The sequence below is a fragment of the Rhodopseudomonas pentothenatexigens genome (assembly GCF_900218015.1).
GTDB lineage: Bacteria > Pseudomonadota > Alphaproteobacteria > Rhizobiales > Xanthobacteraceae > Rhodopseudomonas > Rhodopseudomonas pentothenatexigens.
On sequence record NZ_UFQQ01000015.1, the window covers coordinates 114,079 to 137,124 of the forward strand.

A 23,046-nucleotide genomic window follows, 5' to 3' on the forward strand; every position below is an offset into this window, starting at 1 on the left:
GGTCTTTCGATCGGGGCGACGGCTCGTCGCTGTATGGCTTTGAATGGGAACGCTCGCAATCCTGGCGCGGTTCCGCGGAGTTCCATGACTGTTTTGCAATGTTAGCTGCGCTCCGTCACCGCGACGTCAGTCGGAACGGCGGCGAGTGATCGGGCTGGGTGGTGACGACCCCGATCGGAAGCACCGGATCGCGGTCGATCAGTTCGACGTGGAAGGCGCCGACGATCTTCGCCAACGCCAGCGTCGCCTCCACCAGCGCGAAGTGTGCACCGATGCAAACGCGCGGGCCGACGCCGAACGGCAAATAGGCGAACCTGTCCGGTGGCGACGCTCCCGGCAGGAAGCGCTCCGGCACGAAAGTGCCGGGGTCGCTCCAGAGTTTCTCATGCCGATGCAGCAACCAGGGCGCGATCAGCATGACGTCGTGCTTGCGCACCGGGAAGCCCGCGACGTGATCTGGTCCGGCCGCTTCGCGGACGATCAGGAACGCCGGCGGATATAGCCGCAGCGTCTCCTCGAGGACCGCGCGGGTGAACGGCAGACGCTCGATCTCCACCACGTCGGAGCCGAGCCGGTGCACCTCCGCGGCGATCCGGTCCTGCGCTTCGCCGTCCATCGCCAGCAGATACAACGCCCAGAACAGCGCGGTCGCCGTGGTTTCGTGCCCGGCCAGGATCATGGTGGCGACCTGATCGCCGAGCTGATCGTCGGAAAATGCCTCGCCGGTTTCAGGATCGCGCGCGGCGAGCATCAGCTCGAACAGATCGCGCGGCGGCGCGCCTTCCGGCTTGCCCGCCGTGCGTCGTGCTGCGATCAGCTCGCCGATGAACCTGGTCCAGCGCCTGCGAAATCGCGCGCGCGAAATATCCTGCGGGGTCGGCCAGCCGAGCGGCAGCAGCAGATCGAGGAAGCGCGGGCTCGCCAGCCGGGTGCCGTAGTCGACCACGAAGCCGCGGAGCGCCTGACCATGGGTGCCCATTTCGAACGAAAACATCGTCCTGCCAGCGATCTCCAGAGCGAGATGCTGCATGGCCTCGCGCAGGTCCACCGGTGAACCGAGGTTGCGGCGCAGGCTGGCGACGGTTTCATCGGTCGCGGACAGCATGTGCGGGATCAGCGTGGCGACCGCGCGCGGCGTGAATGCGGGCGCCAACGTCCGCCGCTGATGCTTCCATGCCCGCCCCTCGGCGAGCAGCAGTCCTTCGCCGAGCATCGGCCGCAGCACCCGGATGCCGGTCGCGGTCCGTCGATAATTGTCGGCGTTGTCGATCAGCACGTGCCGGATCGCATCCGGCGTATTGAGAATGTAGCTGGCGTGGGTGAAGAACCGGCCCCTGACGACATCGTCCTGGTAGGCCCGGTCGCCCCAGCTCGCGATCGCATTGTGGCGGATCGCAGCGAGCCGGCCGAGCGCCGACAGATCGTCCGGCGCGCGCGGCGGCGTCGGCGGGATCAGCGGCGCGCGGGATTTCGGCCTGTGGTCGATCGCGGCGATGCTCACTCGAGCGCACTCCCTCGTCGTTCTCAACGAAGGTAGTGTGCGAAACGGTCAGGGAAAAGGCGTGGGCGGAACCGGCGCGCGAGACCATCCGCCGCAGCGGACCTGAAACGCGGCGTAACTACAGCATCCCGGGCAGGACGCGATCCGGGGGCTTGTGGTTGTCGAGGAAGGTGCGGATGTTGATGATCACCTTCTCGCCCATCTCGACCCGGCCCTCGATGGTGGCCGAGCCCATGTGCGGCAGCAGCACCACCTTGCCCTGCTTGGCCAGCCGTACCAGCTTCGGATTGACCGCAGGCTCGTGCTCGTAGACATCGAGGCCGGCGCCCGCGATGTCCCCGCTCTCGATCAGCTTGGTCAGCGTCTCCTCGTCGATCACCTCACCGCGCGCGGTGTTGACGATGAAGGCGTCCTTGCGGATCAGTTTGAGGCGACGTGCCGACAGCAGATGGAAGGTCGCCGGGGTGTGCGGACAGTTCACCGAGATGATGTCCATCCGCGCCAGCATCTGGTCCAGCGAGTCCCAGTAGGTCGCGCCGAGTTCGTCGGCGATGCGCGGTGCCACCGGCTTGCGGTTGTGATAGTGGATTTGCAGGCCGAAGGCGCGGGCGCGGCGGGCCACCGCCTGGCCGATCCGGCCCATGCCGATGATGCCGAGCCGCTTGCCGCCGAGCCTGCGGCCGAGCATCCAGGTCGGCGACCAGCCGGGCCAATCGCCGCCTTCCATCAGCAGCGCGGCGCCCTCGATCAGCCGCCGCGGCACCGCGAGAATCAGCGCCATGGTCATGTCGGCGGTATCTTCCGTCAGGACTTTCGGCGTATTGGTCACGGTGATGCCGCGCGCATGCGCTGCGGCGACGTCGATATTGTCGATGCCGTTGCCGAAATGCGCGATCAGCCGCAGCGGGCAGTCGGGCTGATTCAGCATCTCGGCGGTAATCTCGTCGGTTACCGTTGGTACCAGCACGTCGGCAGTACGCGCCGCTTCGGCGAGCTGCTCGGCGGTCATCGGAATATCGTCGAGGTTCAGCCGGGCGTCGAACAGCTCGCGCATCCGGGTTTCAATCGAGTCCGGAAGCTTGCGGGTGACGACGACCAGAGGCTTTTTCTTAAGCGACATTCCAACGCTCTCTGACGAGCTCAACGAGATCTTTTAGCCCCCGTTAACTCAGCTGTTCGACACTCCCGCAGCAGCGCGACCACAGGGGCCGGTCCCGACCGTGAGGTCCCTTCCCGTTCCTTGGGTTACCGGATGCCTTCCGGCCTTCTCTAGCAGAAGACCGCGCCAAGACAAGGACCCTGGGTTTCGCCGGCGACGGACGCGCCGCAAATTACGCGACGAAGAGGCGTGTCGATGACGATGAAATACCTGATGGCGGCAACGACGTTCGCAGCTGCGATGATCTATGCTGCGACCTTAGCGCACGCCGGCAAGGAGTCGCCATTGTCCGCAAGCGGACTGCCGGTGCCGCGATACGTCAGCCTTAAGTCGGATCACGTCAACGTCCGGGTCGGGCCAACCAAGGACAACGACGTCGCCTGGGTCTACACCCGCGCCGGATTGCCGGTCGAAGTCACCGCCGAGTTCGAGAACTGGCGCCGTGTCCGTGACTCCGAGGGCGCCGAAGGCTGGGTGTATCACTCGCTGCTGTCGGGCCGCCGTACGGCAGTTGTGATCATGAAGGACAGGGACGAATTGGCGCCGCTTTACGAAAGCGCCAGCTCCGCCAGCGCGGTGGTCGCCCGGCTGCAGGCCGGTGTCGTGGCGCAGGTCAAACGCTGCGACATGAAATGGTGCCGGATCGTCGGCAACGGCTTCGACGGCTGGATCGAGAAGCTGCAACTATGGGGCGTTTACGCCGACGAGCAGGTGAATTGACCCGGTGGGGCGATCGGTCCTCGATCGGGCGCGAAAAAGCCCGGGAGCATGCGGCTCTCGGGCTGAATTCGTCACCAAGAATAGCTCGAAGAAACGTCAGCCCTTCTTCCGCAGACGCACCACGACATCGACCCGCGCGATCTCATATCCGTCGGGAACGTCGGGCGTCGCCTTCAGCTCGAGCTCCGCGTTGGGGATGTCGATCAGCTCGTGATTGTTCTCGAGATAGAAGTGCTGATGCGCCGACACGTTGGTGTCGAAATAGGTCTTGGTGCCGTCGACGCTGACCTGCCGCAGCAGACCGACTTCGGTGAGCTGATTCAAAGTGTTGTAAACGGTCGCCAGCGACACCGGGACCTTCGCCTGACTGGCTTCCTCGTACAGCATTTCGGCCGTCAGGTGGCGGTCGCCCTTCCCGAACAGCAGCCACCCGAGCGCCATGCGCTGCCGGGTCGGACGCAGGCCCACCGACTGCAACATTTCGTTGACGTCGTGCCAGGGACAACCGTTCAGCCGCGGCTCGGCATGCGAATGAGCCTCCTGAACCGGTTCCTCTCGCAAAAATGCCACGTGCTCGCCGATGTCCACGATTGCATACCCCTGCTGCGCTACTATTTGCACTGCATCCTGTGATTATAGGAAGCATTCCTTGGTCGTGCAAGCGTCTCGCAACTGGCGCTGTTCCGTCGTTTTGCTTAAGTAGGATCACGGAGGTGCCGCTAGGCGGGGCAATATGCCTATGTTACAGACCCCGCGCGCTCCCAGAGCGCGCCCAGCTCCCGCTGCCGGACTCCGCCGCGCGGGTAGCCAAATCCTCTCGATCCAATTTGAAGAAGGCATCGTCGCATGCGGGACCGTCGCTCCAGCTACGAATACGAAGACCTGCTGGCCTGCGGCCGTGGTGAATTGTTCGGTCCCGGAAATGCGCAGCTTCCGCTGCCCCCGATGCTGATGTTCGACCGTATCACCACCATCACCGAGGACGGCGGCGAATTCGGCAAGGGTCACGTTCGTGCCGAACTCGACGTCAATCCGGATCTCTGGTTCTTCGCATGCCATTTCAAGAACGATCCGGTGATGCCGGGGTGTCTGGGGCTCGATGCGATGTGGCAGATGGTCGGGTTCTTCCTCGGTTGGGTTGGTGGCGAAGGTCCCGGTCGCGCGCTCGGCCTCGGGGAACTAAAGTTCACCGGCCAAGTGCTGCCGCATATCCGCAAGATCGTTTACAATGTCGACATCAAGCGGGTGATGCGCTCGAAGCTGTGGCTCGGCATTGCCGATGGTTGGCTTTCGGCCGACGACGAGATCATCTACCGCGCAAAGGACCTGAAAGTCGGTCTGTTCAAGCAGACGGCGCAGCCGGTCGGCGGCTGAGGTTTAGAAGACTGCGATCGGCGCGTTGCCGTCCGCGACGACCATGGAATGAACGAGGCGATCATATGAGACGTGTTGTTGTGACCGGGATGGGGATCGTCTCGTCGATTGGAAACAACACCCAGGAGGTTCTGGCGAGCCTGCACGACGCCAAGTCGGGCATTTCGCGCGCCGAGAAGCATGCCGAGCTGGGATTCCGCTCGCAAGTTCAGGGTGCGCCGACGCTCAATCCGGCCGATGTGGTCGACCGTCGCGCGATGCGCTTCCTCGGCGAAGGCGCGGCGTGGAATCACGTCGCGATGGAACAGGCGATCGCTGATTCGGGTTTGGAGGAAACCGAGATCTCCAATCCGCGCACCGGCATCGTGATGGGGTCGGGCGGCCCGTCCGCGCGCACCATCGTCGAAGCCGCGGACATCACCCGCAGCAAGGGACCGAAGCGCGTCGGCCCGTTCGCGGTGCCCAAAGCGATGAGCTCGACCGCGTCGGCCACGCTTGCGACCTGGTTCAAGATCAAGGGCGTCAATTATTCGATCTCGTCGGCCTGCGCGACCTCCAACCACTGCATCGGCAACGCCTACGAGCTGATCCAGTGGGGCAAGCAGGACGTCGTGTTCGCCGGCGGTTGCGAAGAGCTCGACTGGTCGCTGTCGGTGCTGTTCGACGCGATGGGGGCGATGAGCTCCAAGTACAACGACACCCCGGCGACGGCATCGCGGCCCTATGACGTCAGCCGCGACGGCTTCGTGATCGCCGGCGGCGCCGGCGTGCTGGTGCTGGAAGAGCTCGAACACGCCAAGGCGCGCGGCGCCAAGATCTACGGCGAGATCATCGGCTACGGCGCGACCAGCGACGGCTACGACATGGTGGCGCCGTCGGGCGAGGGCGCCGAGCGCTGCATGCAGATGGCGCTGGCGACCACCGGCGGCATCAAGATCGACTACATCAATCCGCACGCGACCTCGACCCCGGCCGGCGACCCGCCGGAAATCGCCGCGATCCGCAACGTGTTCGGAACCGGCGACAAGTGCCCGCCGATCTCCGCCACCAAGGCGCTGACCGGCCACTCGCTGGGCGCCACCGGCGTGCAGGAGGCGATCTACTCCCTGCTGATGATGCAGAACGGCTTCATCTGCGAGAGCGCACACATCACCGAACTCGATCGGGCTTTCGCCGACATGCCGATCGTGCGCAAGCGCATCGACAACGCCAAGCTCAGCGCCGTGCTGTCGAACTCCTTCGGCTTCGGCGGTACCAACGCGACGCTGGTGTTCAAGCGGCTGGATGCGTGACCGGCCGTGTTCGGCGTGCTGATGCCGGACAATCGAAGTGTTAGGACGATCGTCATGGCCGGGCTTGTCCCGGCCATCCACGTTTTCGAAGCACGGTTGAGCCGCGGGTCGTGGATGCCCGGGACGAGCCCGGCCATGACGCAGAGGGGAATAACGACATGCAACAACTGATGCAGGGTAAGCGCGGGCTGATCATGGGCGTCGCCAACGACCATTCGATCGCCTGGGGGATGGCGAAGACGCTGGCGGCGCACGGGGCCGAGCTTGCCTTCACCTATCAGGGCGAGGCGCTGGCGCGCCGGGTCAAGCCGCTGGCGCAGTCGCTGAATTCCGACCTGGTGCTGCCCTGCGACGTCGAGGACATCGCCAGTGTCGATGCGGTGTTCGACACGCTGAAGCACAAATGGGGCAAGCTCGACTTCGTGATCCACGCCATCGGCTTCTCCGACAAGAACGAGCTGCGTGGCGAGTACATCGACACCAGCCGCGCCAATTTCTCCCGCACCATGGTGATCTCCTGCTTCTCGTTCACCGAGGTCGCAAAGCGCGCCGCGGTGCTGATGCCGGACGGCGGCGCGATGATCACGTTGACCTTCGGTGCGTCCGAGCGCGCGATGCCGAACTACAACGTGATGGGTCTCGCCAAAGCGGCGCTGGAAGCGAGCGTGCGCTATCTCGCCTGCGATCTCGGCCCGAAGGGGATTCGCGTCAACGCGGTATCGGCCGGCCCGGTGCGGACCCTGGCCGGCGCCGGCATCGGCGATTCGCGCGCGATGTTCGGCTTCATGGAAAAGCACTCGCCGCTCGGCCGCGGCGTGACGCTGGAAGAACTCGGCGGATCGGCGCTGTATCTGCTGTCGGACCTGTCCGGCGGCGTCACCGGCGAAACCCACTACGTCGATTCCGGCTACAACATCGTGCTGATGCCGAAGCCGAGCGCGCTCAAGGCCGACGACAAGGCGGGCGAGTAACCTCTCGCCTGTCTCTGCAATCCCTCGCTCACATGCAAAAGGGCGGCCCGGAGGCCGCCCTTGCTACTCGCTGAGTACTGCGTCGGCGGCGATCAGGCCGCCTGCTTGCTTGCGACGATGTCGAACCGGTCCGCGTTCATCACCTTGGTCCAGGCGGCGACGAAGTCCTTGACGAACTTCTCCTGCGAGTCGGCGCAGGCGTAGACCTCGGCGAAGGCGCGGAGCTGGGAATGCGAGCCGAAGATCAGGTCGACGCGCGTACCGGTCCAACGCAGCTCGTTGGTCTTGCGGTCGCGGCCTTCGTAGATTTCGACCTCGCCGTCCGACTTGGTCCACTTGGTGCCCATGTCGAGCAGGTTGACGAAGAAGTCGTTGGTCAGCTTCTCGGGCCGCTCGGTGAACACGCCGTGGGTGGCGTGTTCGTAGTTGGCACCGAGCACGCGCAGGCCGCCGACCAGAACCGTCAGTTCCGGACCCGTGAGGGTGAGGAGCTGGGCCCTGTCGACCAGCGCCTCTTCCGGATGCATGAACTGGTGCCGCTTGGTGTTGATGTAGTTGCGGAAGCCGTCGGCCCGCGGCTCCAGTACCTTGAACGATTCGGCGTCGGTCTGCTCGGCCGACGCGTCCATCCGGCCCGGCGTGAACGGCACCTTGACGGTGGTGCCGGCATCCTTGGCTGCCTTCTCGACAGCCGCCGCGCCGCCGAGCACGATCAGGTCGGCGAGCGAGATTTTCTTGCCGTCCTGCTGAGCCCCGTTGAACTCGCTCTGGATCGCCTCGAGCTTGCCGAGCACTTGCGCCAGCTCGGCCGGATGGTTGACCTCCCAGTCCTTCTGCGGAGCCAGCCGGATGCGCGCGCCGTTGGCGCCGCCGCGCTTGTCGGAGCCGCGGAAGGTCGAGGCCGACGCCCACGCGGTCGAGACCAGCTGCGCCACCGACAGGCCGGAGCCGAGGATCTTCGCCTTCAGCGATTCAATATCGGCGTCGCTGACCAGCTCGTGATCGACCGCCGGGATCGGATCCTGCCAGATCAGTTCTTCCTTCGGCACTTCGGGGCCGAGGTAGCGCACCCGCGGTCCCATGTCGCGATGGGTCAGCTTGAACCAGGCGCGGGCGAAGGCGTCGGCGAACTGATCGGGATGCTCCATGAAGCGGCGCGAGATCTTTTCGTAGATCGGATCGAAGCGCAGCGACAGGTCGGTGGTCAGCATCTTCGGCACGTGCTTCTTCTCCGGATCGAACGGATCCGGAATGGTCGCGCCCGCGCCCTTGGCGCGCCACTGCTTGGCGCCGGCCGGGCTCTGCTCCAGCTCCCACTCGTAGCCGAACAGATTCCAGAAGAAGTTGTTGCTCCACTTGGTCGGCGTGGTGGTCCAGATCACTTCCGGACCGCCGGTGATCGCGTCGGCGCCGAAGCCGGTGCCGAACTTGCTGGTCCAGCCGAGGCCCTGCTCCTCGAGCAGCCCGCCTTCCGGAGCCGGTCCGATCAGCGACGGGTCGCCGGCGCCGTGAGTCTTGCCGAAGGTGTGACCGCCGGCGATCAGCGCCACGGTTTCTTCGTCGTTCATCGCCATCCGATAGAACGTCTCACGGATGTCCTTGGCGGCGGCGACCGGGTCGGGGTTACCGTTGGGGCCTTCGGGGTTGACGTAGATCAGGCCCATCTGCACGGCGCCGAGCGGCTCGGAGAGCTGGCGCTCGCCCGAATAGCGCTCGTCGCCCAGCCAGGTGCCCTCAGGGCCCCAATACAGCTCTTCCGGCTCCCAGACGTCGGCGCGGCCGCCGGCGAAGCCGAAGGTCTTGAAGCCCATCGATTCCAGCGCGACGTTGCCGGTCAGCACCATCAGGTCGGCCCAGGAGATCTTGCGGCCGTATTTCTGCTTGATCGGCCACAGCAGCCGGCGGGCCTTGTCGAGATTGGCATTGTCCGGCCACGAATTCAGCGGCGCGAAGCGCTGCTGGCCGGCGCCGGCGCCGCCACGGCCGTCGGTGATGCGGTAGGTACCGGCCGAGTGCCAGGCCATGCGGATGAACAGGCCGCCATAGTGGCCGAAGTCGGCCGGCCACCATTCCTGCGAATCGGTCATCAGCGCGTGAAGGTCCTTCTTCACGGCTTCCAGATCGAGCTTCTTGAATTCCTCGGCGTAGTCGAACGCCGCGCCCATCGGGTCGGACTTCTTCGAATTGTTGTGCAGCACCGAAACGTCGAGCTGATCCGGCCACCAGTCGCGGTTGCGGTGGCCGCGGCTGCCGCCCGTGAACGGGCACTTGCCTGCGCCCTTGTCGTCCGTCTTTGCATCCATGGTGTCTCTCCGATCTCGCGTTGCAGTTTCTTCGCAGCTCAGTGTGGTGGCGTCTTTGGAAGCTTTCATGACGCCGGCCGTGCCGCGATTGAGCCTGAAGACGCCGCGGGTGCGGGGATCTCCCGCGGCGTCACGTCCTGGGGTGAATGTGTTGTGTTGGCCGGGTTGCGTCCGGAGATTGTGTTCCGGAAGCCGGCGACACGACCTTGGAGCAGTTCTACGATCAGGTCCAGTCGAATTGATTTTGTCTTACGATCAGATAAACTGATCGCATGATCTCCCTGCGGCAACTTCGCTATCTGTCGGCCCTGGCCCGGCACGGCCATTTCGGCCGCGCCGCCGATGCCTGCTCGGTGACCCAACCGGCGCTGTCGATGCAGATCGCCGAACTGGAGCGGACGCTCGGGGTCAAAGTGGTGGAACGCCGCCCGGGCGAGGTGTTCCTCACCGATGTCGGCCGGGAGATCGCCCGCCGTGCCGAAGAAGTGCTGGCGGCGACCCGGGACCTGGTCGATTTCGCCCGCCACCGCGCCAGGCCGCTCACCGGCCGGCTCAGCCTCGGGGTGATCCCGTCGCTGGCGCCGTATCTGCTACCGAAAGTACTGCCGCTGCTGCAGCAGCGCTTCCCCGAACTGCGGCTGGAACTACGCGAAAGCCAGACCCGGCAGCTGGTCGCCGACGTGGTCAGCGGCGTGCTCGACGCCGCATTGCTGGCGCTGCCCACCGGTCATTCCGACCTCGACGCGCTGCCGCTGTTCGACGACCCGTTCCTGCTCGCGGTCCCCGCTAACGATCCGCGCCCGGAAAACCACCCGATCGGCGTCGAGGAGATCGACCAGTCACGGCTGATTCTGCTGGAGGATGGTCACTGCCTGCGCGACCAGGCGCTGGCGTTCTGCGCCACCGCGCGCAACCGCGGCATCCAGATGGGCGGGGCCGGCACCGCCAGCTTCGGTGCCTCGAGCCTCACCACGGTGATCCAGATGGTCGCCGGCGGCTATGGCATCACGCTGATTCCGCAGATCGCCGCCGAGGTCGAACGCCGCGATTCGCGGGTGAAGTTTCTGCGGCTGCGCCGCCCGCAACCGGGCCGCAGCGTCGGCCTCGTGTTCCGCAAGACCTCACCCCGCCGCGGGGATTTCGAATCGTTCGGCGACGTGGTGAAGCAGGGGATCGGCGGTCCCGGGCCGGCCGAGACGGCGGTCGCCTGAGCTGTTCGCTCAGCCGGCCGCGATCGCGGCGGCTTCGGCCGCGGCGCGCTGCATGCTGGACGACATCTCGCTGGTCACCGTGCTCTGCTCTTCGACCGCGGCGGCGGTGGAACTGACGTACTCGCTGACGTTCTGGATCGCGGTCTTGATCTTGCCGAGCGCGCCGACGACGTCGCCGGAGATTCCGGTGAGGTTGCCGATCTCGGTACCGATCCTGTCGGTCGCCTGCTTGGCCTGGTTGGCGAGATTCTTCACCTCCGCGGCCACGACCGCGAAGCCGCGCCCGGCCTCACCGGCACGGGCCGACTCGATGGTGGCGTTGAGCGCCAGCAGGTTGATCTGGCCGGTGATGTGATTGATCAGTTCGACGATGCCGCTCATCGCCTGGGCGGCGTTGTTGAGCTGATTGGCCTGGGAATCGGCAGCATCGACCTCGCCGACGGCGTTCATCGCGGTGTCACGCGACTTGGTCATCGCTTCGGAGATTTCGCGCACCGAGGCGTTCAATTCTTCTGCACCGGCGGCGACCGATTCCATCATCGCCCGGACGCGTTCGTTGCCGAGCCGGGTGAGCACCTGACGGGTGGTATCGGTCGCGTATTTGACGACCTTGAAAGGCCGCCCGTTGAGATCGAGGATCGGGTTGTAGGACGCCTGGATCCAGACTTCCCTGCCGCCCTTGCCGATCCGCTTGTATTCGCCCGCCTGATAATCGCCGCGGCCGAGCGCGGCCCAGAACGCCCGATACGCGGCGCTCTCGCGCTCGTGCGGTTCGACGAACATGCTGTGATGCCGCCCTTTGATCTCGGCAAGCGTATAGCCGAGCGCGTGCAGGAAGTTGTCGTTGGCGTCCAGGATCGTCCCGTCGATACCGAATTCGATCACCGCCTGGGATTTACGAATCGCATCGATCTGTCCGGAAATGTCCGCGGTCGTCAGCTTCTGTGCGGTGACGTCGGTGGCGTACTTCACGACCTTGAACGGCTTGCCGCGGCCATCGAGGATCGGATTGTAGGAGGCGAGGATCCAGATCTCCTTGCCGCCCTTGCCGATCCGTTTGAACTCGCCGGGAAAGTATTCGCCGCGATTGAGCCGCGCCCAGAACTCGCGATAGTCGCGGCTGTCGCGTACCGACGGCTCGACGAACATGCTGTGATGCTTGCCCTTGATCTCGGCGAGCGAGTAGCCCATCGCGGAGAGAAAATTGTCATTGGCGGTGAGGATGGTGCCGTCCATGGCGAATTCGATCACCGCCTGGGCGCGGCCGATCGCCGTCAGCTTACCGGCCTCCTCCAGTGAATGCGTCTTCGCCGCGGTGATGTCGGCAGCGAACTTCACGATGCCGCACGGCTTGCCGTCCTTGTCGAGGATCGGATTGTAGGACGCTTGAATCCAGACGTCCCGGCCGTCCTTTCCGATCCGATGGAACTCGCCGGCCTGGAACTGTCCCGAGCGGAGCGCCGTCCAGAAGTCCCGATAGGCGGCACTGTCGTGCTCGGCCGGATCGACGAACATTCGGTGGTGCTTGCCTTTTATCTCCGACAGCGCATAGCCGAGCGTATTCAGAAAGTTCTCGTTGGCGTCGATGACGTTGCCGTCGAGATCGAACTCGATCACCGCCTGAGAGCGATTGATTGCGGCGACCATCGCCTTATCGGCATCGAATGCGCGGCGCTTGGAAAATGGAAACATTTCAGGAGAACCTCGGCTTCGGTGCAGCGAAGTAACATGCCGCCGGGTCGATCATCCGAACGTGCCGGCTCACTGCTCAGGCCGGCAATCTCCCATCAGAAATTTAACGTTCGACTAGCTCCGTTTGGTCTACTGCCGCTCAGTTTGTGAATGGGAATTTTCTCGAATTAAGTAATTGCGGCATTCGGCGGACGAAACCGATGAGGCTACTCAACCCTGGGGATTGATTGAGGCCGAAAGGATCAGATGATGCACGTCATAAGTGTGGCGCGCCCTGGGAGGACTACGAGGTGCGCTCGCACGTTCGGCTGCATCGGCATCTACGTGGCAAAGCGACGCATCGGGTCGTTACCAGTCGCGTCGATCGCACGACAAACAAGAAGGGCGGCCTGACGGCCGCCCTCCTGGTCTCTTGCCGATCCGCTCGGCAGAGGAACTACTCGCCGGCGGCCTGGGCCGGGGCTTCGCCCTCCGCCTTCTGCTTGGCCTCGAGGTCTTCGCCGGTGGTCTGGTCGACCACCTTCATCGACAGCCGGGTCTTGCCGCGGTCGTCGAAGCCGAGCAGCTTGACCTTGACCTTGTCGCCTTCCTTGACGACGTCCGAGGTCTTCTGCACGCGGCCGGCGGCGAGCTGGCTGATGTGCACCAAACCGTCCTTGGCGCCGAAGAAATTCACGAAGGCGCCGAACTCCATCACCTTGACCACGGTGCCTTCGTAGATCTCGCCGACTTCCGGATCGGACGCGATCGACTTGATCCACTTGATGGCGGCCTTGATCGACTCGCCGTCCGACGACGCGACCTTGACGGTGCCGTCGTCCTCGATGTTGACCTTGGCGCCGGTCTTTTCGACGATCTCGCGGATCACCTTGCCGCCGGTGCCGATCACTTCGCGGATCTTGTCGGTCGGGATCTTGAAGGTCTCGATGCGCGGCGCGTGCTCGCCGAGCTCGGCGCGGGCGCGGTCGAGCGCCTTGGACATCTCACCCAGGATGTGGATGCGGCCGTCCTTGGCCTGGCCGAGCGCCACCTTCATGATCTCTTCGGTGATGCCGGCGATCTTGATGTCCATCTGCAGCGAGGTGATGCCTACCTCGGTGCCGGCGACCTTGAAGTCCATGTCGCCGAGATGATCTTCGTCACCCAGAATGTCGGAGAGCACCGCGAACCGCTCGCCTTCCAGGATCAGACCCATCGCGATGCCCGCGGTCGGCCGCTTCAACGGCACGCCGGCATCCATCAGCGCCAGCGACGAACCGCACACCGTCGCCATCGACGACGAGCCGTTCGACTCGGTGACCTCCGAGACGACGCGGATGGTGTAAGGGAATTCGTGATGCGGCGGCAGCACCGGATGGATCGCGCGCCACGCCAGCTTGCCGTGGCCGATCTCGCGGCGCTTGGTGCCGCCGAGGCGGCCGGTCTCGCCGACCGAGTAGGGCGGGAAGTTGTAGTGCAGTAGGAACGTCTCTTTGTACGTTCCGGCCAGCGAGTCGACGTACTGCTCGTCTTCGCCGGTGCCGAGCGTGGTGACCACCAGCGCCTGAGTTTCACCGCGGGTGAACAACGCCGACCCGTGGGTGCGCGGCAGCACGCCGACCTGCGCCAGGATGTTGCGCACGGTCTTGCTGTCACGGCCGTCGATGCGCTTGCCGGTGTCGAGGATGTTCCAGCGAACGATCTTGGCCTCGAGTTCTTTGAACACGCCGGCGATGCGGAGCTTGTCGTATTGCGGCTCCTGGCCTTCCGGGAAGAAGTGCGCGATCGCCTTCTCCTTGACCTTGCCGACCGCGGCGTAGCGGTCCTGCTTGACCGGAATGGCGTAGGCGGCGCGCAGCTCCTGCTCGACCAGGCCGAGCATTTCCTTCTCGATCGCCGAATTGTCGATCTCGATCAGCTCGCGCGGCTCCTTGGCGGCCTTTTCGGCGAGCTCGATGATCGCGTCGATCACCGGCTGGAAGTGGCGGTGACCGAACATCACGGCGCCGAGCATGATCTCTTCCGACAGCTCCTTGGCCTCGGATTCGACCATCAGCACCGCGTCGGCGGTGCCGGCGACCACCAGCTCGAGCTGGGTCTCGGCCATCTCGTCGAGCACCGGGTTGAGCACGTATTCGTCGTTGATGAAGCCGACCCGGGCGGCGCCGATCGGGCCCCGGAACGGCACGCCGGACAGCGTCAGCGCCGCGGAGGCGGCGACCATCGACAGCACGTCGGGATCGTTCTCCATGTCGTGGCTGAGAACGGTGACGATCACCTGGGTTTCGTTGCGCCAGCCGTCGGCGAACAGCGGACGGATCGGGCGGTCGATCAGGCGGGAGACCAGCGTCTCCTTTTCGGTCGGACGGCCTTCACGCTTGAAATAGCCGCCGGGAATACGGCCGGCCGCGTAGGCCTTCTCCTGGTAGTCGACGGTGAGGGGAAGGAAGTCGACGCCTTCGCGCGGCGCCTTGGCGGCCACCACGGTGGCGAGCACCACGGTCTCGCCGTAGGTGGCGACGACGGCACCGTCGGCCTGACGGGCGATCTTGCCGGTTTCAAGTTTGAGGGGACGGCCACCCCAATCGATTTCGACGGAATGCTGATTGAACATCGGATCCTTCTTTCATGCGGATGCCGAGCCGACCGGACGCCAGATACCAAAAGACCATGCCAAGATGGCCGGACGCTGGCAGCGAAGCGTGCACAGCGTCCGGCGATCCTGCCATGGTCTTAAGGTGGGAATGGCGCTCGGTCCTCCCGGGTGCGGGATCGCGACCACCTTTGGTCGCCGGCCCCGCGGAGCGGGCCTTGGGCCCGTTGACGGCCCAGCCGCCGGATGCGGCTGAGCGAAACACAAGGGGCGAACTGTGCGCTCCCTTGTGGTGGTTCGGCCGGCGCGGCGAATTGGAAGCGGCGCACCGCTTCCAGACCAAAGCCGGCGGACGCGATCGATCAGCGACGGATGCCGTGCTTCTCGAGCAGCGCCTTGTAGCGCGCTTCGTCCTTCTTCTTGATGTAGTCGAGAAGCGAACGGCGCGTCGACACCAGCTTCAACAGCCCACGACGGGAGTGATTGTCCTTGGTGTGGGTCTTGAAGTGCGCGGTCAGGTTGTTGATGCGCTCCGACAGGATCGCGACCTGGACCTCGGGCGAGCCGGTATCACCGGTCTTGGTGGCGCTGGACTTGATGACTTCCGCTTTGCGTTCTGCGGTAATCGACATCGTCAGATACTTTCCTTGCGAACGGCCGAGCTGGCAGTCAGCCCGGTGAGGTTGAACACGCGCTTGGGGATGAGCTCGCCATTGCCGAGTTCGGCGAGGGCCAGAAGCCGGCCTGCCACCGTGACATAGACTGTGCCGCTACAATGAGGCGCATCCCGTCCGCGCAACAAAACGGCCTGACCCCGATGGAGCCTTGCCGCATCAGCCCGAGTGACGGCCAGTGCCGGGATGTCGTCCAGCGCGGTCTCAACGGGCAGTAGCGCGTCGGCGAGGCTACCCTCGCCGGACGCGGCTCTATCGCACAAAGCCTGCAATTCTTCCAGCGGAATCATGTCCGCCTCGTCGAACGGCCCGACCACGGTGCGGCGCAGCGCGCAGATATGGCCGTAGCAGCCGAGCAGCCGGCCCATGTCCCGGGCGAGCGCCCGCACATAGGTGCCCTTGCCGCACTCCGCCTCGAACACAGAGCGGCCATCATCGCCATGATCCACAAGGGTTAATTCGTGAATTTCGACCGGCCGCGGGGCCAGCGGGACGACTTCGCCGTCGCGCGCCAAGTCGTAGGCGCGCTCGCCCTGGATCTTGACCGCCGAATACTGCGGCGGGATCTGCTCGATTACGCCGGTAAACTGCGGCAATAGCGCCATGACCGCCGCGGCGGTCGGCCGATCCGGGCTGGTTGCGACGGCCCGGCCCTCGGTATCGTCGGTATCCCGCTCCTCACCCCAGGCCACGGTGAACCGGTAGCGCTTGCGACCGTCCATCACGAACGGCACGGTCTTGGTCGCCTCGCCCATCGCGATCGGCAGTCCGCCGGACGCCAGCGGGTCGAGCGTGCCGGCGTGGCCGGCGCGCTTGGCCGAGAACAGCCGCTTCACGACGGCCACCGCCTGGGTCGAGGTCATGCCGATCGGCTTGTCGAGCACCACCCAGCCGTGGACGTCGCGCTTGTCGCGGCGCGGCTGTTTGCCGTTGCCGCCGCCACGCGCGGCGTTGCGCGGATCGTTGTTGTCGCGCGGCTTGCGGGCGGCTGCGGGCGGAGCATCGGCGGCGCCGGCGTGCTGCGCGTCGTGCGGGGCGAGCAGGGCGTCGGGGGTGGTCACGGTCATCAATTCTGGTCCGAATCTGATTCGAGGTCTTTCTGGACTGCCGGCGAGCGCAGCAGTTTGTCGATCCGCTCGGCCTCGGCGAAACGTTCGTCGATGCGGAAGCGGAGTTCGGGGGCGAATTTCAAATTGACGCGGTGGGCGATTTCACCGCGCAGGAAGCGCTTGTGATGCTCGAGCGCGTCGAGCACGAGCTGTTCGTCTCGGCCGCCGAGCGGCATCACGTAGATGGTCGCGAGCTTGAGGTCGGGTGACATCCGCACCTCGGGCACGGTAACCAGGTGAGTCTCGAGCACCGGGTCGTGCACCCCGCCCTGGGTGAGGATCTCGGCGACGGCGTGGCGGATCAGCTCGCCGACGCGCAATGAGCGGGTCGAGCCGCCGGGCGGGGAACTCTTCTGATGATGGCGAGACATGACTCGGATTCCAATGAACTCACGGCTCGAGACGCGCAGTCGGATCGACTGCGCTCCTCGCCATGAGGGTTGCGGTTGGCTCGACTCTGATCACCTGGGATCAGGTCCTGTTTCTCGTCCCGAGCAGCCCGGCGGCGCGCGAACGGCGCAGCCGGGCGTCTCGAAGGACGAGCTGTCAGTGCTCGACTGTAAGAATCGGACTTACAGCGAGCGCTGAATGGTCTCGACGCGGTAGCACTCGATGACGTCGCCGGCCCGCATGTCGGTGTAGTTCTCGAACGCCATGCCGCATTCCTGGCCGGCGACGACTTCCTTCACTTCGTCCTTGAACCGCTTCAAGGTCGACAGCTTGCCTTCGTGCACCACGACATTGTCGCGGATCAGGCGGACATTGGCGCCGCGCTCGACGGTGCCGTCGGTGACACGGCAGCCGGCGACCTTGCCGACCTTGGAGATGTTGAAGATCTCCAGGATCTGGGCGTTGCCCAGCATGGTCTCGCGCAGGGTCGGCGCGAGCAGACCGCTCATCGCCTTCTTAATGTCGTCCACCAGATCGTAGATGATGTTGTAGTAGCGGATCTCGATGCCGTTGCGCTTGGCGGCCGCAGCGGCTTCCTTGTTGGCGCGCACCGAGAAGCCGAGGATCACGGCGTTGAAGCCTTCGGCCAGCGTCACGTCGCTCTCGCTGATGCCGCCGACGCCGGCGTGCAGGATGCGCGCGGCGACCTCGTCGGTGCCGAGCTTCTCCAGCGAGCCGAGGATCGCTTCGAGCGAGCCCTGCACGTCCGCCTTGACGATCAGCGGGAAGTCCTTGCGGCCGGTGGTCTTGAGCTGGCTCATCATCTGCTCGAGCGAGCCGCGCATGCCGGTCGCCGTCGCCGCGGACTTTTCGCGCTTCTGATGGGCGCGATAGTCGGTGATCTCGCGGGCCCGGGCTTCGTTCTCGACCACCGCGAGGCGGTCGCCGGCCTCCGGCGGGCCGTTGAAGCCGAGCACTTCGACCGGCACCGACGGACCGGCTTCCTGCACGGTCTCACCCTGATCCGAAATCAGCGCGCGGACGCGGCCCATCTCGGCGCCGGCCACGATGATGTCGCCGACCTTGAGGGTACCGCGCTGCACCAGCACGGTGGCGACCGGACCACGGCCGCGATCGAGCTTGGCTTCGATCACGGTGCCCTCGGCCGGGCGGGTGGTGTTGGTCTTCAGATCGAGGATTTCGGCCTGCAGCGCGATCATCTCGAGCAGCTTGTCGAGGTTGATCTTGTTCTTGGCCGAAACCTCGACGTCGACGACGTCGCCGCCCATCGATTCGACCTGGACGTTGTGCTGCAGCAGGTCGGTGCGGACCCGGTCCGGCTTGGCGTCCGGCTTGTCGATCTTGTTGATCGCCACGATGATCGGCACGCCGGCCGCCTTGGCGTGATTGATCGCCTCGATGGTCTGCGGCATCACGCCGTCGTCGGCGGCGACCACCAGCACCACGATGTCGGTCACCTTGGCGCCGCGGGCGCGCATCGCGGTGAACGCGGCGTGGCCGGGGGTGTCGATGAAGGTGATCTTGGTGCCGGTCTCGGGCGAAGTCACCTGATAGGCGCCGATGTGCTGGGTGATGCCGCCGGCTTCGCCCGACACCACGTTGGCGTGGCGCAGCGCGTCGAGCAGCGAGGTCTTGCCGTGGTCGACGTGGCCCATCACGGTCACCACCGGCGAACGCGGTTCGGTGTCGGTGGTGTCGTCGACGACGTCGAACAGACCCTCTTCAACGTCGGACGCCGCGACGCGCTTGACGCTGTGGCCGAGCTCTTCGGCGATCAGCTGCGCGGTGTCGGCATCGATCACGTCGGTGATCTTGTGCATCGCGCCCTGCTTCATCAGCAGGCGGATCACGTCGACCGCACGTTCCGACATGCGGTTCGCGAGTTCCTGGATCGCGATCACTTCGGGGATGACGACTTCACGCACCAACTTTTCTTTCGGCTCGTTCGAGGCGTGGCCCTTGAGCCGCTGGGTGCGGCGGCGGAACGAGGCGATCGAACGTTCGCGCACGTCGTCGGCATTGAGCGCGGTGACGACGGTCAGACGACCGCGCTGCTTCGACGCGCCGGGCTTGGCGGCCGGCTGCTTCGGCGGCGGCGCCGGACGGGCAGGACCGCCGGGACGGCGGATCATCCGCGGAGCTTCGTCGTCGTCGCCGGCTTCGGCCGCGACCGCCGGGGGACGGCCCGCCGGAGCGGGCGTCCGTGCAGTCGTCGTCGTCGCCGGTCGCGCCGGAGCGGCCGCGGTGGTCTCTGCCGGCTTCCTGGCCGGCTCGGCATCGCCGAACCGCTTCTTGGCTTCGGTCTCGGCCTTGCGCTTGGCTTCGTCTTCCTGGCGGTGACGCTCTTCCTCGGCCTTGCGACGCGCCTCTGCGGCCTCGCGCTCGGCCTTCTCGATCTTTTCCTGCTCGGCGCGGCGCTGCGCTTCGATTTCCGCCTGCTTGCGCTCCTCGACCTCGCGCACGCGGGCGTCGGCCAGCGCAGTGGCGCGGGCGGTGCGCTCGTCCTCGGTCAGGGTGCGCAGGACCATACCGCTGCGCGACTGCTGCGGCGCTGGGCGCGACGGCTGCTGCCGGCTCGGCGCGGCCGGTGCCGGCGCGGGCTTCTTCGCGACTTCAGGCGCCGCGGGCGCAGCCGGCTCGTCGCCGCCAATGCGGCGCTTGCCGCGCTTTTCGACCACCACCTGCTTGCTACGGCCGTGGCTGAAGCTCTGGCGCACGACGCCCTGCTCGACGCGCGGCTTCAGCGTCAAAGTCTTGGTCGGCATCGTCAGAGTCTTGTCGCCAGGAGTTTTCGTATCAACCATTCAGTAGTCCCAATCTCTCAACGTTGTGCGCGTTCGCACGGACTTCGTCAGCGGCGTCTTGGTCAGCAGCGTCTTTCGGCGTGTCGATCGGCGTTCCTGCCGTGGCCACATCGGCATCGCCGTCGCCCGCCAGCCGGTATCGGACCAGTATCTGGCAGCGCGACAGGAATGTTTGTCCGGCCGGGCCCGCAAGCAGGGCAGCATGTATCACATTTGACCGGCCTAATGCCAAATCCAATTCTGCAGAGCTGAGCGCGGCGATGCGCGGAAATTTGCGGCCCGCGGTCGCATCTCCGTCGATTTGCCGACAAAGCCCGTCCAGCTTTCGAATTCCATCAGCGGCGCCGTCGGCGGCGTGGACCACCGCGACCGCCTCGCGGCTCTTCAGCGCGGCCTCGACCTTGCCGAACCCGCTGACCACCTGGCCGGCCTTGGCGGCGATCGCCAGCGCATCCTGGGCCGACCGCACCAGCAGTCGCTCGATCGCGTCGGCCAGGTCTGTCGGCGCCTTGACGTCGCGCTTGAAACCTTTGGCGAAGACGCGGCGGCGGACCGCCTGCGTCACCAGCTCCCGTGACGCCGTCACCCACAGGCCGCGACCCGGCAGCTTGCGCTTCAGATCGGCCACCACCTCGCCGGTCGGGCCGACGACGAACCGGATCAGTTCTCCGGTCGGCCGCACCTGCCGCGTGACCGCACACATCCGCTCGGTCGCGGGCGCCTTGGCCCGCGGTCCGTCGTCGAGATCTGCGCCGGGTAAGGCAGCAAGCATGGGTGCAGCAGGCCTTTCATCTCACGTGCTGCGCGGATTCGGGTCACGAGCCATCGCAGATCACTCCGCTTCGGCTTCGGACGCTTCGTCCACGGGTTCGTCGCCGGAGGCGAGCTCCGACTCGTCGATCCAGCCGGCCTTGACGCGGGCCTGCATGATCAGGTGCTCGGCCTCCTCGCGCGACAGCTCCATGCCGTCGAGGATGCCCGGATACTTCACCGGCTCGGCGCCGTCCTTGCGCTCGGTCCAGCCGACCAGATCGTCGGTGGCGCAGCCGGCCAGATCCTCGACCGTCTTGACGTCGTTCTCGCCGAATTTCACCAGCATCTTCAAGGTGACGCCGGGGACGTCCTTGAGCGCGTCCTCGACCCCGAGTTCCGTACGCCGGGCCTCGAGTTCCGACTCGACGCGGTCGAGATATTCACGCGCCCGGGTCTGCAGCTCGGCGGCGGTTTCCTCGTCGAAACCTTCGATCGACGCCAGCTCGCGGCTGTCGACCAGCGCGAGCTCTTCGACGGACGTGAAACCTTCCGAGGCGAGCAGCTGGCCGACGACCTCGTCGACGTTCAGCGCATCCATGAAGGCCCGGGTGGTCTTCTCGAAATCGGCTTGGCGGCGCTCGGATTCTTCGCTCTCGGTCAGGATGTCGATGTCCCAACCGGTGAGCTGAGAAGCGAGTCGCACATTCTGGCCGCGACGACCGATCGCAAGGGATAGTTGGTTATTGGTGTCCGGAACCACAACCTCGATCCGCTCGCGGTCTTCGTCGATCACGACCTTGGAGACCTCGGCGGGAGCCAATGCGTTGACCACGAAAGTGGCGATGTCCGGCGACCACGGGATGATGTCGATCTTCTCGCCCTGCAGCTCGTTCACCACCGCCTGCACGCGCGAGCCGCGCATACCGACGCAGGCGCCGACCGGGTCGACCGAGGAGTCGCGTGATACCACGCCGATCTTGGCGCGCGAACCCGGATCACGGGCCACCGCCTTGATCTCGACGATGCCGTCGTAAATTTCCGGCACTTCCTGCGCGAACAGCTTCGCCATGAACTGCGGATGGGTGCGCGACAGGAAGATCTGCGGGCCGCGGGTCTCGCGGCGGACGTCGAACACGTAGGCACGGACGCGGTCGCCGTTGCGGAACGACTCGCGCGGCAGCATCTCGTCGCGGCGGATGATCGCCTCACCGCGGCCGAGGTCGACGATCACGCTGCCGTATTCGACGCGCTTGACGACGCCGTTGACGATGTCGCCGATGCGGTCCTTGAACTCGGCGTATTGCCGGTCGCGCTCGGCCTCGCGCACTTTCTGCACGATCACCTGCTTGGCCGACTGGGCGGCGATACGGCCGTATTCCAAGGGCGGCAGGGTGTCGGCGATGGTATCGCCGATCTGCGCACCCGGATTGGCGCGCTGCGCGTCCTTCAGCGAGATCTGGTTGGCGGGGTTTTCGACCTGCTCGACCACCAGCATATGGCGCGACAGCCGCAACTCGCCCTTCTTCGGGTCGATCTCGGCGTGAACGTCGGTCTCCGAGCCGTAGCGGGCGCGCGCCGCCTTGGCGATCGCGTCTTCCATCGCCGCGATCACGATGCCGCGGTCGATGGTTTTTTCGCGAGCCACCGCATCGGCGATCTGCAGCAGTTCCAGCCTATTGGCGCTGACGGCCATGGTCAGTCTCCCTCAGAGGTGTCGATCTCGCCGCGCCGCGCTCTGTCGGCGGCGAGGCGGTGTTGCTTGGTGTTCTGCGGCAGCGGCTTCTTGGCCGCCTTGGCGGCTTTCGCCTTCGGCTTCGGTGCGTTGCTCTTTTTCGGATCGCTACGCTTGGCGTGCGGCGGCGGCTCCGGAGCCAGCCCGAGGCTCTGCTTCAGGTCACGTTCGGCCTGCTTGCCGCGGCGCATCGATTCGGCGATCAGTTCGTCGGTCAGCACCAGCCGGGCGTCGCCGATGTCGTGCATCGGCAGCAGCACCAGCGGGTCCTCGCCCTTGGGGGCTTCGTCGCGCTGGATCCGCACCGCGTCGCCCTCGACGCCGTCGAGCAGGCCACGAAATCGCTTCCGGCCCTGGTGCGCCACGGCCATTTCGATCTTGACCAAGTGCCCGGCATAGCGGGCGAAATCCGAGCGTCGCACCAGCGGGCGGTCGATCCCGGGTGACGAAATCTCCAGCCGATAGGCACGCTCGATCGGGTCGGCGACGTCGAGCACCGGCGACAGCGCCCGCGATACCGCTTCGCAATCGTCGATCAACATGGTGCCGTCGGGCCGCTCCGCCATGATCTGCACCGTGCAGCCGGCTTCGCCCGACACCTTGATTCGGACCAGGCGGTAACCCATTGCCATCAATACCGGCTCGGCGACTGCACAGAACCGTGCCGCGACGCCGGGCTCGATCACCAGGCGCGGTTCGGCCAAGTCATCGGTCTCCGGAACGGCAGGGGTCGGCTCGGTCATGTCCTGGGTCAAAGCGTTACTAAGG

18 protein-coding genes are annotated in these 23,046 nt (G+C 65.6%); 5 read left to right on the forward strand and 13 right to left on the reverse strand.

Annotation, left to right across the window (positions count from 1 at the left end; translation table 11 throughout):
- Nucleotides 1-115: 115 nt before the first annotated feature.
- The gene (locus DWA33_RS15665) at nucleotides 116-1,501 is read right to left on the reverse strand and encodes a cytochrome P450 (RefSeq protein WP_114358999.1); all 1,386 of its coding nucleotides are present in this window, start codon (nucleotides 1,499-1,501) and stop codon (nucleotides 116-118) included.
- 118 nt (nucleotides 1,502-1,619) lie between these two features.
- Nucleotides 1,620-2,621, reverse strand: a complete 1,002-nt coding sequence (locus DWA33_RS15670) for a 2-hydroxyacid dehydrogenase (protein WP_114359000.1) — start codon at nucleotides 2,619-2,621, stop codon at nucleotides 1,620-1,622.
- 234 nt (nucleotides 2,622-2,855) lie between these two features.
- Between DWA33_RS15670 and DWA33_RS15675 the strand changes: the two genes are divergently transcribed.
- A complete protein-coding gene (locus DWA33_RS15675) occupies nucleotides 2,856-3,380 on the forward strand; it encodes an SH3 domain-containing protein (protein ID WP_114359001.1) in 525 nt (174 codons plus the stop codon).
- A gap of 96 nt (nucleotides 3,381-3,476) precedes the next feature.
- Here DWA33_RS15675 and irrA read toward each other — a convergent pair whose 3' ends face one another.
- Nucleotides 3,477-3,950 carry an iron response transcriptional regulator IrrA gene (irrA, locus tag DWA33_RS15680; RefSeq protein ID WP_430707899.1) on the reverse strand — a complete coding sequence of 158 codons (474 nt, stop codon included), beginning with the start codon at nucleotides 3,948-3,950 and terminating at the stop codon, nucleotides 3,477-3,479.
- 276 nt (nucleotides 3,951-4,226) lie between these two features.
- Here irrA and fabA point away from each other — a divergent pair, with 276 nt between their 5' ends.
- The 3 genes from fabA (at nucleotide 4,227) to fabI (ending at nucleotide 7,017) form a co-directional block, all read left to right on the forward strand.
- Nucleotides 4,227-4,754 carry a bifunctional 3-hydroxydecanoyl-ACP dehydratase/trans-2-decenoyl-ACP isomerase gene (gene fabA, locus DWA33_RS15685; protein WP_114359003.1) on the forward strand — a complete coding sequence of 176 codons (528 nt, stop codon included), beginning with the start codon at nucleotides 4,227-4,229 and terminating at the stop codon, nucleotides 4,752-4,754.
- Between the two features lie 65 nt (nucleotides 4,755-4,819).
- Nucleotides 4,820-6,046 (forward strand): beta-ketoacyl-ACP synthase I, encoded by a 1,227-nt coding sequence (fabB, locus tag DWA33_RS15690; RefSeq protein WP_114359004.1) that lies wholly within the window; start codon nucleotides 4,820-4,822, stop codon nucleotides 6,044-6,046.
- 158 nt (nucleotides 6,047-6,204) lie between these two features.
- Nucleotides 6,205-7,017: an enoyl-ACP reductase FabI gene (fabI, locus tag DWA33_RS15695; protein WP_114359005.1), complete on the forward strand. Its 813-nt coding sequence runs from the start codon at nucleotides 6,205-6,207 to the stop codon at nucleotides 7,015-7,017.
- A gap of 92 nt (nucleotides 7,018-7,109) precedes the next feature.
- Here fabI and katG read toward each other — a convergent pair whose 3' ends face one another.
- Nucleotides 7,110-9,320: a catalase/peroxidase HPI gene (gene katG, locus DWA33_RS15700; protein ID WP_114359006.1), complete on the reverse strand. Its 2,211-nt coding sequence runs from the start codon at nucleotides 9,318-9,320 to the stop codon at nucleotides 7,110-7,112.
- Between the two features lie 272 nt (nucleotides 9,321-9,592).
- Between katG and DWA33_RS15705 the strand changes: the two genes are divergently transcribed.
- Nucleotides 9,593-10,531, forward strand: coding sequence for a LysR substrate-binding domain-containing protein (locus tag DWA33_RS15705; protein WP_114359007.1), 939 nt, complete (start codon nucleotides 9,593-9,595; stop codon nucleotides 10,529-10,531).
- Between the two features lie 9 nt (nucleotides 10,532-10,540).
- Here DWA33_RS15705 and DWA33_RS15710 read toward each other — a convergent pair whose 3' ends face one another.
- The 9 genes from DWA33_RS15710 to rimP form a co-directional block, all read right to left on the reverse strand.
- Complete coding sequence (locus DWA33_RS15710) at nucleotides 10,541-12,223, reverse strand: methyl-accepting chemotaxis protein (RefSeq protein WP_114359008.1); 1,683 nt, start codon at nucleotides 12,221-12,223, stop codon at nucleotides 10,541-10,543.
- A 436-nt stretch (nucleotides 12,224-12,659) separates the two neighbouring features.
- Nucleotides 12,660-14,816, reverse strand: a complete 2,157-nt coding sequence (gene pnp / locus DWA33_RS15715) for a polyribonucleotide nucleotidyltransferase (protein ID WP_114359009.1) — start codon at nucleotides 14,814-14,816, stop codon at nucleotides 12,660-12,662.
- A 341-nt stretch (nucleotides 14,817-15,157) separates the two neighbouring features.
- Nucleotides 15,158-15,427, reverse strand: coding sequence for a 30S ribosomal protein S15 (gene rpsO / locus DWA33_RS15720; RefSeq protein ID WP_114359010.1), 270 nt, complete (start codon nucleotides 15,425-15,427; stop codon nucleotides 15,158-15,160).
- A 2-nt stretch (nucleotides 15,428-15,429) separates the two neighbouring features.
- On the reverse strand, nucleotides 15,430-16,536 hold the full coding sequence (gene truB, locus DWA33_RS15725; RefSeq protein WP_114359011.1) for a tRNA pseudouridine(55) synthase TruB: 1,107 nt from the start codon (nucleotides 16,534-16,536) through the stop codon (nucleotides 15,430-15,432).
- Nucleotides 16,536-16,949, reverse strand: coding sequence for a 30S ribosome-binding factor RbfA (rbfA, locus tag DWA33_RS15730; protein ID WP_114359012.1), 414 nt, complete (start codon nucleotides 16,947-16,949; stop codon nucleotides 16,536-16,538). Before rbfA ends, truB begins: the two co-directional genes overlap by 1 nt.
- 201 nt (nucleotides 16,950-17,150) lie before the next feature.
- On the reverse strand, nucleotides 17,151-19,793 hold the full coding sequence (infB, locus tag DWA33_RS15735) for a translation initiation factor IF-2 (RefSeq protein WP_114359013.1): 2,643 nt from the start codon (nucleotides 19,791-19,793) through the stop codon (nucleotides 17,151-17,153).
- Nucleotides 19,786-20,565: an RNA-binding protein gene (locus DWA33_RS15740; RefSeq protein WP_114359014.1), complete on the reverse strand. Its 780-nt coding sequence runs from the start codon at nucleotides 20,563-20,565 to the stop codon at nucleotides 19,786-19,788. The genes infB and DWA33_RS15740 overlap by 8 nt, the downstream gene beginning before the upstream one ends.
- Nucleotides 20,566-20,625: 60 nt before the next feature.
- Nucleotides 20,626-22,239, reverse strand: a complete 1,614-nt coding sequence (gene nusA, locus DWA33_RS15745; protein ID WP_114359015.1) for a transcription termination factor NusA — start codon at nucleotides 22,237-22,239, stop codon at nucleotides 20,626-20,628.
- A gap of 2 nt (nucleotides 22,240-22,241) precedes the next feature.
- On the reverse strand, nucleotides 22,242-23,021 hold the full coding sequence (gene rimP, locus DWA33_RS15750) for a ribosome maturation factor RimP (protein ID WP_114359017.1): 780 nt from the start codon (nucleotides 23,019-23,021) through the stop codon (nucleotides 22,242-22,244).
- Nucleotides 23,022-23,046 lie beyond the last annotated feature (25 nt).